The organism is Rhizobium rhizogenes NBRC 13257 (assembly GCF_000696095.1).
Lineage (GTDB): Bacteria > Pseudomonadota > Alphaproteobacteria > Rhizobiales > Rhizobiaceae > Rhizobium > Rhizobium rhizogenes.
Genome location: NZ_BAYX01000003.1, coordinates 547,206 through 560,912 on the forward strand (window position 1 = coordinate 547,206; position 13,707 = coordinate 560,912).

12 protein-coding genes and 1 pseudogene are annotated in these 13,707 nt (G+C 61.2%); 9 read left to right on the forward strand and 4 right to left on the reverse strand.

The annotated features are described in order from the left end of the window. Entirely contained in the window at positions 1-987 is a 987-nt protein-coding gene (locus RRH01S_RS09405; protein WP_007690398.1) for an ABC transporter permease, read from the reverse strand. Positions 988-1,116: 129 nt separating this feature from the next. Further along, the gene (locus tag RRH01S_RS09410) at positions 1,117-3,057 is read right to left on the reverse strand and encodes an ABC transporter substrate-binding protein (protein WP_012649508.1); all 1,941 of its coding nucleotides are present in this window, start codon (positions 3,055-3,057) and stop codon (positions 1,117-1,119) included. A gap of 213 nt (positions 3,058-3,270) precedes the next feature. On the opposite strand from RRH01S_RS09410, the gene RRH01S_RS09415 reads away from it, so the two are divergent. From RRH01S_RS09415 to RRH01S_RS35160, 8 genes and pseudogenes are all read left to right on the forward strand, one after another. Beyond that, the gene (locus RRH01S_RS09415; RefSeq protein WP_042471216.1) at positions 3,271-3,984 is read left to right on the forward strand and encodes a FadR/GntR family transcriptional regulator; all 714 of its coding nucleotides are present in this window, start codon (positions 3,271-3,273) and stop codon (positions 3,982-3,984) included. A 98-nt stretch (positions 3,985-4,082) separates the two neighbouring features. Next, positions 4,083-4,982: a dihydrodipicolinate synthase family protein gene (locus RRH01S_RS09420; protein WP_034522223.1), complete on the forward strand. Its 900-nt coding sequence runs from the start codon at positions 4,083-4,085 to the stop codon at positions 4,980-4,982. Positions 4,983-5,060: 78 nt separating this feature from the next. Continuing rightward, complete coding sequence (locus RRH01S_RS09425) at positions 5,061-6,647, forward strand: ABC transporter substrate-binding protein (RefSeq protein ID WP_042471104.1); 1,587 nt, start codon at positions 5,061-5,063, stop codon at positions 6,645-6,647. Between the two features lie 6 nt (positions 6,648-6,653). Then, positions 6,654-7,751, forward strand: coding sequence for an ABC transporter permease (locus RRH01S_RS09430; RefSeq protein WP_042471107.1), 1,098 nt, complete (start codon positions 6,654-6,656; stop codon positions 7,749-7,751). Positions 7,752-7,756: 5 nt separating this feature from the next. Beyond that, entirely contained in the window at positions 7,757-8,692 is a 936-nt protein-coding gene (locus RRH01S_RS09435) for an ABC transporter permease (protein ID WP_012649513.1), read from the forward strand. Then, positions 8,689-9,546: an ABC transporter ATP-binding protein gene (locus tag RRH01S_RS09440; RefSeq protein WP_034522219.1), complete on the forward strand. Its 858-nt coding sequence runs from the start codon at positions 8,689-8,691 to the stop codon at positions 9,544-9,546. The genes RRH01S_RS09435 and RRH01S_RS09440 overlap by 4 nt, the downstream gene beginning before the upstream one ends. Next, entirely contained in the window at positions 9,543-10,301 is a 759-nt protein-coding gene (locus tag RRH01S_RS09445) for an ABC transporter ATP-binding protein (RefSeq protein ID WP_037222676.1), read from the forward strand. The genes RRH01S_RS09440 and RRH01S_RS09445 overlap by 4 nt, the downstream gene beginning before the upstream one ends. Before the next feature lie 318 nt (positions 10,302-10,619). Then, a pseudogene (locus tag RRH01S_RS35160) lies at positions 10,620-10,694 on the forward strand (type II toxin-antitoxin system RelE/ParE family toxin); the annotation flags it as partial. On the opposite strand, the gene RRH01S_RS09455 reads toward RRH01S_RS35160, so the two are convergent. Together RRH01S_RS09455 and RRH01S_RS09460 are read right to left on the reverse strand one after the other, a co-directional pair. After that, on the reverse strand, positions 10,691-11,479 hold the full coding sequence (locus RRH01S_RS09455; protein ID WP_042471109.1) for an inositol monophosphatase family protein: 789 nt from the start codon (positions 11,477-11,479) through the stop codon (positions 10,691-10,693). The pseudogene RRH01S_RS35160 and the gene RRH01S_RS09455 overlap by 4 nt on opposite strands. Beyond that, positions 11,479-12,351 (reverse strand): glycerophosphodiester phosphodiesterase family protein, encoded by an 873-nt coding sequence (locus tag RRH01S_RS09460; protein ID WP_041723262.1) that lies wholly within the window; start codon positions 12,349-12,351, stop codon positions 11,479-11,481. Before RRH01S_RS09460 ends, RRH01S_RS09455 begins: the two co-directional genes overlap by 1 nt. Before the next feature lie 187 nt (positions 12,352-12,538). Between RRH01S_RS09460 and RRH01S_RS09465 the strand changes: the two genes are divergently transcribed. Further along, complete coding sequence (locus RRH01S_RS09465; RefSeq protein ID WP_012649518.1) at positions 12,539-13,687, forward strand: ROK family transcriptional regulator; 1,149 nt, start codon at positions 12,539-12,541, stop codon at positions 13,685-13,687. Positions 13,688-13,707 lie beyond the last annotated feature (20 nt).

Below are 13,707 nucleotides of genomic sequence, written 5' to 3' on the forward strand. Positions count from 1 at the left end.
CTATTCCAACCGGATGCGGGGATCGACCAGCGCGAGCAGGATGTCGCTGATCAGCGAGCCGATCAGCGTCAGTGCGCAGATCAACAGCACGAAGGCGCCGGCGAGATACATGTCCTGCGCCATCAGCGACTGCAGCAGCAGCGGTCCCGCCGTTGGCAGATTGAGGACGATCGCGACCACGACGGAGCCGGAAATCAGGTTGGGCAGCAGCCAGGCGATCGTCGAGATGAAGGGATTGAGCGCGATCCGCAGAGGGTATTTCACCAGCAGCCGGAACTCAGAAAGTCCTTTCGCTCGCGCGGTCGTCACATAGGGTTTAGGCAGCTCATCGAGCATGTTGGCGCGCATGACGCGGATGAGGCTTGCCGTCGAGGAGACGGCAAGGATGATGACGGGCAGCCATAGATGCGTGAGAAGGTCGAGCATCTTGGCGATACTCCAGGGCGCGGTCTCGTATTCGGAGGAAAACAGGCCGCCCACATCCTGGCCGAACTCAACGGCTGCGACATACATCAGCACCAGCGCCAGCAGGAAGGACGGAATGGCAAGGCCGAGGAAGGTGAAGGCAGTGAAGAGATAGTCGCCGATCGAATATTTCTTGACGGCGGAATAGACGCCGATCGGCAGCGCGATCCCCCAGGTGGCGATAAGTGTCGCCAGCGCCAGCACCAAGGTCAGCGCCATCCGCTCCCAGATGAGGCCGGAGACCGGTTGCTGCCATTCGAAAGAGATGCCGAAATCGCCGCGCGACAGGATGCCCCATATCCATTTGATATATTGCACGATCATCGGCTGATCGAGGCCGAAGCGCTCGCGCAATTGCGCCGCTGTGTTCTGATCGACGACCTCGTTCGAGGAGGCGAGCGTGGCGATATAGGTCGTCACGTAGTCGCCTGGCGGCAATTGGATCAGTACGAAGGCGAGGAAGCTGATCGCGAAGAGCGACGGGATCATCCATAAAAGGCGTTTGGTGATGAAGACCAGCATTAAGCGTCCCTATCCCTGCATGGAACGCCGCTCTTCGAAACTGGCAGGCCCAGGAAGGCCCATCATTGGCGTCGAGCGGCGCGCTTGAAAATGGCGCCGCCCGCGGAGGACGGCGCTGGGTCGGCAAAATCAGCTTGTGAAGGTAAACTGCTGCGGCAGCGCCGGTCCCGGATTGGGCCATGACCAGCTGTCGGGCTGCTTCTCCGGCACATTGCGCAGATTGTTGCGGATGATGCCGAAGCCGCCGACGGCAAGGCACAGGCCGACGGTCTCGAATTCCTCTGCGGCGATATCGAAGATCTGCTTCATGGCCGCACCGCGCTTGTCGAGGTCGGCGGTTGAGCGCGCTTCGTCGAAGAGCTTCATGCGTTTCTTCTGGCTCTCCGGCGGTTCCTCACCCTGCTTGCCGTTCGAGGTGTACCAGACCGACCATGGAATGGCGTAGCGTGAACCTTGCGGATGGAAGGCGAAGAAATCGCGCGGGTCGAGCATCGGATCGAGGCCGCCAGGCCCCGGCCAGACCTGCGCGTCGTGGGCATTGTCGTCGCCGCGCGTATAGTAGAGTGCGCGCTCGATCGTGTTGACCTTCATGTCGATGCCTATCTGCGCCCAATGCGCCTTCACCAGCTCCAGCGCGTCGACGAGATCGGGATAGAGCGTCGGGATGACGTCGATGGCAAAGAAGATCTTCTGGCCGTCCGACCTCAGGCGGAAACCGTTGCCGTCCTTCTTGTCGTAGCCTGCCTTGTCCAGCATCGCGCCCGCCTTGTCGGCATCATAGTCGGTGAACTGGCGCGCGAGTTTTTCGTGATACCAGGGGTGTTCGGGACGCGGCCCGGCCTGATAGCCCTCGCTCTGGCCGAAATAGACGATGTCGATCACTTCCTGGCGGTTGATGCCGAGCGACAGCGCCTGCCGGAACGACTTGTCCGCGAACATCTTGCGCATAGCTGGGTCTTTGTGGGTGATGTTGAAGTAGATCTGGCATTGCTGCGAGGTGGAGGGCACGAGCGTCAAAAGGCGGTAATCGCCCTTCTTCATGTTTTGCGAGAGCGTCGGCTTGTTGGCGAGCACGCTGATATGGCGTTCCTGAATATCGATCTTTCCCGAGATGACGTTCAGCATCAGGGATTCGACATCCTGCGAAATGCCGAAGTTGATTTCGTCGATATAGGGAAGCTGGTTACCTTCGGTGTCGACCTGCCAGAAATAGGGGTTTCGGGTCATGACGACGCGCGTCGCGCCGCCGGTATAGGGTTCCTTCACGACCCAGGGGTCGAGTGTCGGCTTGTCCGGATTGCCCCAGCGCGATGGGATCTCAATATCGCCGCAGCGCGCCCGGAATAGCTCAGGCCAGCTGCTGACGCCCGCCTTCTTGGCGTCGTCGGCGACGTTCGGATTGTATTTCGGCAGGAACTGGCTGCAGTAATGTTTTGGAAACAGCGTCGGATGCTGGCCGAGCGGTGTCGCGAGGTTTTCCAGATAGAGCGCATTTGGTGCCGCGAAGGTGAATTTCACCGTGAAGTCGTCGAGCTTCTCGACATTGACCACCTTGCCCGCGACGGACAGCTGTGCAGGTGCTGCGCTGTAGAGGTCGGTATTCTTGACGCAGTCTTCGATCGCGAAAACGACGTCGTCGGCGGTAAAGGGATGGCCGTCCGACCAGCGTGCGCCTTCGATCAGGTGGAAGGTGAATTGCGAGGCGTCGTCATTGACCTCCCAGCGCTCTGCGAGATTGGGCAGGACCTGCGTGAATTCCATGTTCCAGCGCACGAGGCTCTGATTGCCCACCATGCGCAGGATGCCGTTATGGTCCGACGAGCCTCTGAGGCCGCGGCGAAGGGTTCCGCCATAGGTGCCGACCTTTTCGAAAGGTGTCACGACCATCGGCTTTTTCGGCAGCCGGTCGGCGAGCGGCGGCAGCTTTCCGCCCTTGACGAGCTCGGCCAATGCGGGGGCTTCGCCGCCTGCGGCGGCGGCTCGACCGGCAAGGGACAAGGCCGCAACGCCTGCCATGCCCCCAAGAACGGCGCGACGTGTCACGCCGCGAGACAGTATTTCATCGCGCATCCATATCCCTCCCGTTTGATGCCGGCACGACTTTGTCTGAGCCGGCGCGACAGGCTCCCGACCCATCGCAAGGCGTCCTTTTGGCGCCGCGAGCAGACCATAGATACGTTCTCAGATAATTACAAGAGTTGACAGATATTAACAGATTTAGTAGCCCTGCCGCCTAGAAAATGGGTTGAACCTTGTCGCCGGGCGGCAAAACAAAGGATGATGATGACATTGTCGGCCGTCACTGCACCGGACGGGGGCGCAACGCGCTTCGGCGACATCATCTACGAGAAGATCGTGGGCATGATCGCGGACGGAAACTTCCCGGTGAACGAAAGATTGCCGTCGGAGGAGAAGCTTGCCGTCATGTTCGGGGCATCGAGGCCGGTCATCCGCGAGGCGCTGGAGCGCCTAAGGGGCGACGGCCTGATCGTCTCGCGCAAGGGGTCTGGCTCCTATGTGCGGCAGCGGCCGGATTCGTCCGTGCTGAAGATGGTGCCGGTCGGCTCCCTGGCCGATGTGCAGCGGTTTTTCGAATTTCGCGCCGGCCTTGAAGCGGAAGCGGCCGAGCTTGCCGCACGCAACTGGCAGCCGGCGGACAAGGAACGAATTTCAGCCGCTCTTCTCAACATTGAGCAGTGCCTAAGCGACGGCAAGCTCGGCGCCGAAGAGGATCAGGCGCTGCACGATGCGATTGCCATGGCGACCGGAAACCAGTTTCACATCACGCTTCGCGAATGGTTCAAGCCGCATTTCGCCATCGGGCATTCCGTCACGCGAAGCCTGAGCCTCAAGCGCACGCCCGAGCAGATACGCACCGTCCAGGACGAGCATGCGGTGATCGTCAAGGCGATCTTCGAACGGCAGGAGATCGAGGCGCATGACGCGATGAAGCGGCACATATTGAACGCTCGCGCCCGCATGTTCCAGGGGGTCTGAGCAGCAGTGGGAGGAAGGGATGATGCGGCGACCGGCTGTGACCGATGCTACCGCCCTTCCATTTCGATCATCGGTGGAGAGCTAGCAAGGGGAAGAAGATGAGTATCGCAACCATACGCCAGGCGCTGAAAGGTGTGTCCGGTGTTCCCGTGACGGCCTATGACGATAGGGGCGAGGTCGAACCCCGGATCACGGCGAAGGTCTATCATCGGGTCGCCGCTGCCGGGATCCACAATATCGTCGCGGCGGGAAATACCGGCGAGTTCTACGCCCTGACACCTGAGGAAATCCGTCATGTCCACGAGGCGGCGGTTGCGGGCGTCGACGGCAAGGCGCCGGTGACGGCGGCGATCGGGAGATCGTTGCGCGAGGCGATCGCAATGGCAAAGAATGCCGCTGTGATCGGTGCATCCGCGGTCATGTCGCATCAGCCTGTCGATCCATTTGCCGCACCCGCAGCCCAGATCGACTATTTCTGTGATCTTGCGGAAGCGTCGCCCTTGCCGTTGGTCGCCTATGTGCGCGCCGACGGCTTCAGCGTCGACGACATGGTGCGCCTTGCCGGCCACGCCAACATTGCCGGCATCAAGTTTGCGACGACGGATCTGATGCTGCTCTCCAGGGCGATCGCAGCCTCGGATCCGGCGGGCGCATTGTTCGTCTGCGGTCTCGCCGAGAGCTGGGCTTCGACCTTCACAGCCGCCGGTGCGCGCGGCTTTACCTCCGGTCTGGTCAATGTCGCGCCGCAATTGTCGCTCGCCGTCCTCGATGCGCTGGACAGGGGCGATTTCGCCGCGGCGCGTGCGATCGTCAACAAGCTCGAGCCGTTCGAACGCATGCGTACGAAATTCCGCAACGGCGCCAACGTCACGGTGGTGAAGGAGGCGGTGACCTATTCGGGTCTTAATGTCGGCCCTGTGCGCGTGCCGGGATTGCCGCAGCTCGATCAGAAGGATCGGGAGGAGCTGCATCGCCTGCTGAAGGACTGGGAGGGGTAAGCGCACCGAGCCTGTGCGCTGCTACAGACTGCAAAAGGCGTGGGCGCTGCCCGCGCAAAAAGATTGGGAGGTCTTGAAATGTTGAAGAGCTTGCTGACATCGGTGGCAATCGCCGCTGCCTTGATTGCTGCGCAGCCGTCCCTGGCGGCTTCGCCGCCAAATATGCTGGTGATCGGCACCAACCTCACCGGCATCAGGACACTCGACCCGGCGCAGAACAATGCACGCACGGTTTCCGAGCTGATCTCCAATCTCTACGACAATCTGGTGCAGCTCTCCCCGGACGACCTCCAGACGCTGAAGCCGATGCTTGCAACGAAGTGGAGCGTTTCGTCGGACGGCAAGATCATCACGCTGACTTTGCGTGACGATGCGACCTTCCAGAGCGGCAATCCTGTGACGGCGGAAGATGCCGCATGGTCCATTCAGCGCGTCATCAAGATGGGGCAGGTCGGCTCGACCGATATCGCGCCCTGGGGCTTCACGGCCGGGAATGTCGACAAGCTGATCCGGGCCAAGGATGCTCACACGCTGGAGATCGAGCTGCCGCAGGCCGTCAATACCGATCTCGTGCTCTATTCCCTCGCCGGCTCGTCGATCGGCATCATCGACAAGAAGACGGCCCTGTCGCATGAGGCCAACGGCGATTTCGGCGGTACATGGCTTTCCGCCAATTCGGCAGGCAGCGGGCCGTTCACGCTGGCGCAGTGGCGGCCGAACGATATCGCGATCTTCAATGCCCGCAAGAACTATTGGGGCGGCGCTCCGGCCATGACACGCGTCGTTGCCCGCCATATCCCGGAATCGGGCAATCTGCGCCTGCAGCTGGAGGCCGGTGACGTCGATATCGGGCAATATGTTTCAAGCGGCGATCTCGATGCGCTCGCCACCAACAAGGCCATGGTGATCGACAATGTTCCAGGCCTTGGCTTCTACTATATAGCGCTCAATCAGAAAGACCCGGACCTGCAGAAGCCCAAGGTCCGCGAGGCGTTTCAGCATGCCTTCGACTGGAAGGCGATTTCCGACAACATCATGCGCTACACCGGCTTTCCCTGGCAATCGATGATCCCGCGTGGGATGATAGGCGCACCGGAAAGCGCAACATCGCGCTATGATTACGATCCGGCCAAGGCCAAGCAATTGCTGGCAGAGGCAGGCTATCCGAACGGCCTGAAGAAGGTGCTCAATCCATCGGCGGCGGCAACCTTGCCCTTTACCGAGGCGTTGCAGGCAAGTGCCCGTGTTGCCGGTATCGATCTCGATCTAGTGCCGGGCGAATTCATCCCGGCGTTTCGCGAGCGCAAATACCAGGTACTCCTCGGCAATTCCGGTGCACGGCTTCCCGATCCCTTCGCCGTCGCCACGCAATATGCCTACAATCCCGACAATAGCGACGAGGCGCGTCTCGGCAGCTATTATCTCTGGCGGGCCGGCATGAAGGTGGACGAGCTCAACACGCTGGTCGACCAGTCGATGAAGGAGCGCGATACAGCCAAGCGCACCGACCTCTTCAAGAAGATGGACGGCATCTATGGCGGCATGGACTCGCCGCTGATCATCTTCTTCCAGCGCACCGATCCCTACGTCATGCGCGCCAACGTCAAGGGCTATCACGGGCATACGACCTGGTCGACGCGCTGGCACGACGTGACGAAGGAGTAATCGCCTGTGACGAGTGCCGAGTTGACACCGAAACGCGATTCCCGTGGCAGCATGGATCGGGATGCGTTCGCGGATACGCCGCCGCATCCGCTCGTCGCCCTCCTGCGGCGATTGGCGGGCCGCGTCGTGGCGATCGTCACCACGCTGCTCGGGCTACTATTTCTTACCTTTTCGATGGGGCGACTACTTCCAGCCGATCCGGTGCTTGCCATTACTGGGTCAGAGGTGAGCAAGGCGGTCTATGATCGCGTCTATAACGAGCTTGGGCTCGGCCAGCCGATCTGGATGCAGTTCCTCACCTATGTTGGGAAGATCGCGACCGGCGATCTCGGCACCTCGGCCACGACCGGCCAGCCGATCCTGACCGATCTCTTGAGCATTTTCCCGGCGACCATCGAGCTTGCCATCATCGCCATGATCATCGGCATCGTCGTCGGCGTCCCGCTCGGCATCACCGCGGCCGTCCGGCGCGGCACGATCCTCGATCACATCGCGCGCATCGTCGCCCTTGCCGGCCATTCCATTCCGATCTTCTGGATGGGGCTGATGGCGCTCTTCGTCTTCTACGCCAAGCTCCAGCTCGTTGGTGCGTCGGGTCGCGTCGACGTTCTGTATGAGGGGCTCGTGACGCCAGTCACCGGCTTTCTGCTGATCGATTCCGCTATGGAAGGCCAGTGGGACGTGTTTCAAAACGCGCTCAATCACATCATCCTGCCGGGCGCGATCCTCGGTTATTATTCCGTGGCCTATATCTGCCGCATGTCGCGCAGCTTCATGCTGGAGCAGCTCGGCCAGGAATATATCGTGACGGCAAGGGCAAAGGGGCTTGGACGGCGCAAGGTCGTCTGGCGCCATGCCTTCCGGAATATCCGCGTCCAATTGCTGACAATCATGGCGCTGACCTTCGGCGGCCTGCTGGAAGGCGCGGTGCTGATCGAGACGGTTTTCGGCTGGCCTGGGCTCGGCCAATATCTGACGCGCGGACTGCAGATGAACGACATGAATGTCGTCATGGGTGCCGTGCTGACGATCGGCGCCGTCTTCCTCACCATCAATATCATCTCGGATGTGCTTTATCGCATTCTTGATCCAAGGACACGGTGACGCCGATGACGATCTCCGCCGAACACACAGATCGCGCCAGCGGCAACAGCTTTCGCAAATGGCTGCTCGCGCCCGAGCCCCAGGGATGGTTCCAGTCCTCCGTGCAGCAATTCCATCAGGGCTGGCTGAAGTTCCGCCTGCATCCGCTCGGCCTTATCGGCCTTGCCATCATCGTCCTGCTGATCCTCGTTGCCATCGCCGCGCCCTTGCTGACGCGGTATGATCCGATCGTGCAGGACATGGCGGGGCGGCTCGCGCCGCCATCGACGCAGCATTGGCTCGGTACTGACAATTTCGGCCGCGATGTCTTTGCCCGCATCGTCTATGGCGGGCGCACGACGCTCTATATCATCATGCTCGTCTCGATCATCGTCGCACCCTTGGGCCTGCTGATCGGCACCTGCTCCGGCTATTTCGGGGGGATTGTCGATGAGATCCTGATGCGGATCACCGACATCTTCCTGTCCTTTCCAGGCCTGGTGCTGGCGCTGGGCTTTGCGGCGGCACTCGGTCCCGGCATCACCAATGCGATCATCGCGATCTCGCTGACGGCCTGGCCGCCGATTGCCCGGCTCGCGCGCGCCGAAACGCTCAGCCTGCGCAAGGCGGATTTCATCGCCGCCGTGCGTCTGCAAGGCGCGACGCCCTTGGCGATCATCACTCGCCACATCCTGCCGATGTGTATCCCCTCGGTGATCGTGCGTGTGACTCTCAACATGGCCGGCATCATCATCACCGCCGCCGGCCTCGGCTTTCTCGGCCTCGGCGCGCAACCGCCCTGGCCGGAATGGGGGTCGATGGCGGCCACAGGCCGCGAATTTATGCTCGACAGCCCCTGGGTCATCGCCGCCCCCGGCATTGCCATCGCGCTGGTAAGCCTTGCCTTCAACCTCGTCGGCGATGCGCTGCGCGATGTCCTTGATCCAAGAGGTGCGGAATGAGCTCTTCCCTCATTGATATTCACAATCTCGAGATCGCCTTCGGCGGCGGCTCCGTGCGGGCCGTGCGCGGCGTCAGCTTTTCGCTGGGCCAGGAAAAACTCGGCATCGTCGGCGAATCCGGCTCGGGCAAGTCGACGGTCGGTCGCGCCATCATGCGGCTGCTGCCGCCGACGGCAATGGTCAGCGCCGAACGGATGAGTTTTCGCGACGTCGATCTGCTCAAGGCAGACGAGCGCAAGATGATGACGATCCGTGGGCGGCGGATCGGGCTCATCCTGCAGGATCCGAAATATTCGCTCAATCCGGTCATGCGGATCGGAGAGCAGATCGCCGAGACCTATCGCCTGCACTATCCCAAGGCGAGTGCGAAGCAGGCCTACGGCCAAACGCTGGAGATGCTCGAGGCCGTCAAGATCCGCGATGTCGAACGGGTGGCCCGTCTCTATCCGCACGAGATCTCAGGCGGCATGGGCCAACGCGTGATGATCGCCATGATGCTGATTGCCGAGCCCGAGGTTCTGATCGCCGACGAGCCGACATCCGCGCTCGATGTCACGGTGCGGCTCGAAATCCTCGCCCTGTTGGACGAGCTTGTCGCCCGGCGCAATCTCGGCCTGATCTTCATCAGTCACGACCTGAACCTTGTGCGGAATTTCTGCGACCGCGTGCTGATCATGTATGCCGGACGGGTCGTCGAGGTCCTTGAGGCGCGAGATCTCGACAAGGCCAGGCACCCCTATACGCAAGGCCTGCTCGCGTCGCTGCCGTCGATCGACGATCCGCCGATCCGCCTGCCGATCTTGAAACGCGATCCGTCCTGGCTCGACAGTAAGATCCTGGAGAGAACGCGATGATCGAAATCGACAATCTCACCATCCGTTTCGCCGCCGGCCAGAGGCCTGTCGTGAGGAATGTCAGCTTCGACGTCGAGAAGGGCACGGCTTTCGGCTTGGTCGGCGAGTCCGGCTGCGGAAAATCCACGGTCCTGCGTGCCGTATCCGGTCTCAATCCGAATTACCAAGGCAGCATCGAGCTGGACGGCGACATTCTGGACCGGCGGCGCGACCGGCCGTTCTTCCGCCGGGTGCAGATGGTGTTTCAGGACCCCTACGGATCGCTCCACCCCCGCAAGACCATCCGCTCGCAGCTCAAGGAGCCGCTCCGTAACCAGGGGATTGCCACCGGCTCGATGGATGTCGATGCCCTGCTGCGCTCCGTCGGCCTCGATCCGTCGCTAAGTTACCGGTTCCCGCATCAGCTTTCGGGCGGCCAACGCCAACGCGTCGCCATCGCCCGCGCCCTGGTTCTGAACCCCGCCGTCCTGCTGCTCGACGAACCCACGTCCGCGCTCGACGTCTCGGTCCAGGCCGAAATCCTCAACCTGTTGGACGACCTGCGCCGCGAACGCGGCCTGACCTACCTGCTTGTCAGCCACGATCTCGCTGTCGTCTCCCATATGTGCAGCCGCGTCGCCATCATGGAGGCGGGGGAGATCGTCGAAGAGGTCGATATCGAAAGACTGCGAAAGGGAGTGGTCGAACATCCCTATTCGCAGCGCCTGCTGCGGGCGAGCCGGATGTATGGCAAACAGCGGGAGGTTCTTGCGTAATTAATTGCCATATCGACTTTGGCCAAAGGTGTGGCAGGGATCCTTGCCGTTTTTGCTGGTGCTCATATTGTTCCGCCATGAGCGCTATAAGTATCTATCTGCCGGACGCTTTGAGGAGCTTTGTCGACGAGCAAGCTTCAACGCATGGCTACGCGACGAGCGGCGAATATATCCGCGAATTGATCCGTCAGGATCAGGACCGGTCCAATCTACGCAAATTGTTGTTTGACGGATCGTTGTCTCCGACGAACAAACCGGTCGATGCGGATTATTTTGCCGGCTTGCGCGATCGTGTGCATCGGCAGCGGGGCGTCTAGGCATATCGACGTTTGGCGCGTGCTTCACGCCAAACGCGACATCCCACAGTGGATGCAGGAACCGGATCATTCTTAGTCGTTCAGATGGTTCATCCTGATCTCCGGCCAGAGCGGCTCAGTCGCCGCCAACAAGGCCGGCGTTCCAGCTGCGATCCATGGGACGCGGCTTGCGAGATCCTCACCGATCCGCACCTCGAGCCCGGCTTCGCGGGCAAGCACGGCACCGCCGGCGATGTCCCACATCGTTGTCACCTTCTGCAAATGCCCATCGAAAATGCCGCGTGCGGCAAAGACGAGGGAGACGGAGGTCGAATGGAAGGCTTCGACGACCCAGCCCGCGCGTCTCAACCCAACTTGAAACCTGGCGGCATCGTCGAAATCCTCCGCGGGATTGTCGCCCAGCGACATGACGCGGACGTCCTCCAAGGGGCTGGTGCGGGCGAGCGGCTTGCCGTTCATCAAGAGGCCGGTGCCATCGGCGGCCGCGTAGATTTCGCCCATGACCGGCATGGCAACGACGCCGAATTCGGGGCGGCCGTTACGCACGAAGCCAAGTGAAATTCCCCAGAGCGGCGAGCCACGAAGGAAGTTCGACGTGCCGTCGATCGGGTCGATGATCCAAAGCGCGCCTTCCGGCTGCCCGCCGAACTCCTCGCCGACGATCGCTTCGCCGGGAAAGGCGGCGGCGAGCCGATCGCGGATCAGGTTTTCGACGGTCGTGTCGGCTTCGGAGACGAAGTCCTGCACGCCCTTGGCATGGGTGGCGACAGTCTGGTGCGCTGCAAAGAAATGCAGCGCCTTGTCGGCCGCTTCCTCGATGATGGCGCTCGCCTGTGAGAGACGCTCGTGGGCGGCGGCCATCATGCGATCCTCTTGGTCTCATGGCCGGCGAGCCATTGCTTGAATGGCGCAATCGTGTCGGTCTGGACGGCGCCGACGCCTACCTCGACCAAGGTGCCCCATACACCTTCGGGATCGCCGAGCGCCCGGCTGTCGTTGAAATCGAGATTATGAGAGACATCGAGCGTATTGATCCAGAGGCGGATATTCTGACGCTTCAGTTCCTCGCGCCCGCCGGCAAGGTCGGTAATGTCGGAAAACTTGACCTCCACCATCGGCGCCCGCAGCGGCTCGATCAGCTTCAGGTCTTCGGCGAATTGTCCGGGCCTGACGCGAAACATCGGCATATGCGGGATGGAGCCGAACCAGTCCGCATCGATCACCGGGAAATGGCCGGATGCCGGCTCGATATCGGTCTTGATGATGATCTGGTCCTGCATATCGAGGCGCTTGATCGTGGCGATCACCAGCGGCAAGTCACGCGAATATTTCGTGTCGATATTGACGAAGATCCGCCCGCGCGCCTCCTCCAGCGCTTCCTCCAGCGTCGGAATGCGCTCGTCGGTGACGGACGCTGTCTCTCCGCCGCCACCTGAGCGAAGACGGGCATTGCGGATTGTCGCGAGATCGCAGGCGCTGATAACGCCGGTGCCGGTCGATGTCCGGTCAAGCGTCGCATCATGGATCACGACAAGCTTTCCATCGGACGTCGCCTGCGTGTCGATTTCGACGATTTCCACATTAAGTGCCGCAGCGTCGCGGATAGACGTGAGCGAGTTTTCCGGCGCTGCCGTCCACAGGCCGCGATGCGCGATGGTGAGAATATCAGGGTTGCTGCGCGAAACGAGCGAGAAAATGTCTGCGAAACGGGAGGCAGCGGTCTGGCTGGGCATGGGGAGAACTTTCGGATGGTTGAGGTTTGGGAGGAGGATCAGATCTTGCCCATTCCGGCGGGAAATATTGTTCTCATTCCAGTTAATACACTTTAGGTGTAATATTTGTGACGGGTCCAGTAAAAAAGCCCCTCTGGGCATTACAGGATGGATTGCGAGCCCTCGTCCGAGCGGCTAAGCCAGAGGTATGACACTGCAAGCTGCTTCCCCGACCAGGTTCGACATGTCGCCGCTTGCGAGCGACAACGAACGGATGATCCTCGATATCGTGCGCCGTCACGAGCCGATCGCGCGTTCGACGATCACGGCGCATACCAATCTGACCCAGCAGTCCGTGCACCGGCTTGTGGAAACCCTGATGGAGCGGGGCCTTCTTCGCGCGGGCGCGCCGCTCAAGGGCGCGCGTGGCCAGCCGAGCCCGACGATCGAACTGGTGAAGCAAGCGGTCTATTCCGTCGGCATCTCGATCAACACCGATTCAGCGATCCTGTATCTGGCCGATTTCGGCTGCAACGTGGTTGCTGAGGAAACCCTGAGGATGGTGCCGAGCGATCGGCAGGCGACCATCGCCAGGCTTCTGGAAACTCTTCAAACCATCCTGAAAAAGCACGGTATATCGCGCGAACGCCTTGCGGGGCTCGGCTTTTCGATGTCGGGGTTTTTCGTCATGGACAATCGGGAATTCAATGCGCCAGAGCCTCTGCGGGACTGGTCGCTCGTCGATCTGCGTCCGGGTCTTGAGCGCGCTTTCGAGCTTCCCGTATGGCTGGAGAATAACGCGACGACGGGTGCTATTGGCGAAAGCCTGCGCGGCGCCGGCCTCTGGTGTTCCACCTTCGCCTATCTTTCCTTCAATTACGGTTTCGGCGGCGGCCTCATCCTCGACAGCAAGCCCTTTCATGGCTTTCACGGCAATGCCGGCGAATTCAGCGGCATCTACAATCCGGATGAATCGCCAAAGCGGCCTGCTTTGCAATATCTGATCCGGATGCTGCAGGAGAACGGCATCGATATCCATTCGATCGATGAACTGCACCAGCGCTTCGATCCGTCCTGGCCCGGCGTGGAGGCGTGGCTGGAGCAGACTATGCCCCTGCTGGATCGGTTGGTCGCGAGCTTGATCGCCGTGCTTGATCCGCAGGCGATCGTGTTCGGGGGGCAATTGCCGCGGGAGCTTGGGCGGATGATGATCGGGCGCGTGCACATGCCATCTTCGCGCGCACATCGGTATGATGTCGGGCCGCGGGAGGCGAAGCTGGTGCTGAGTGAAACGAGAGGGGATGCCGCTGCGATCGGAGCTGCCCTGCTACCGTTGAAACTCCGTTACTTCCTCTAGCGGCTCAGTTACACGCCGCA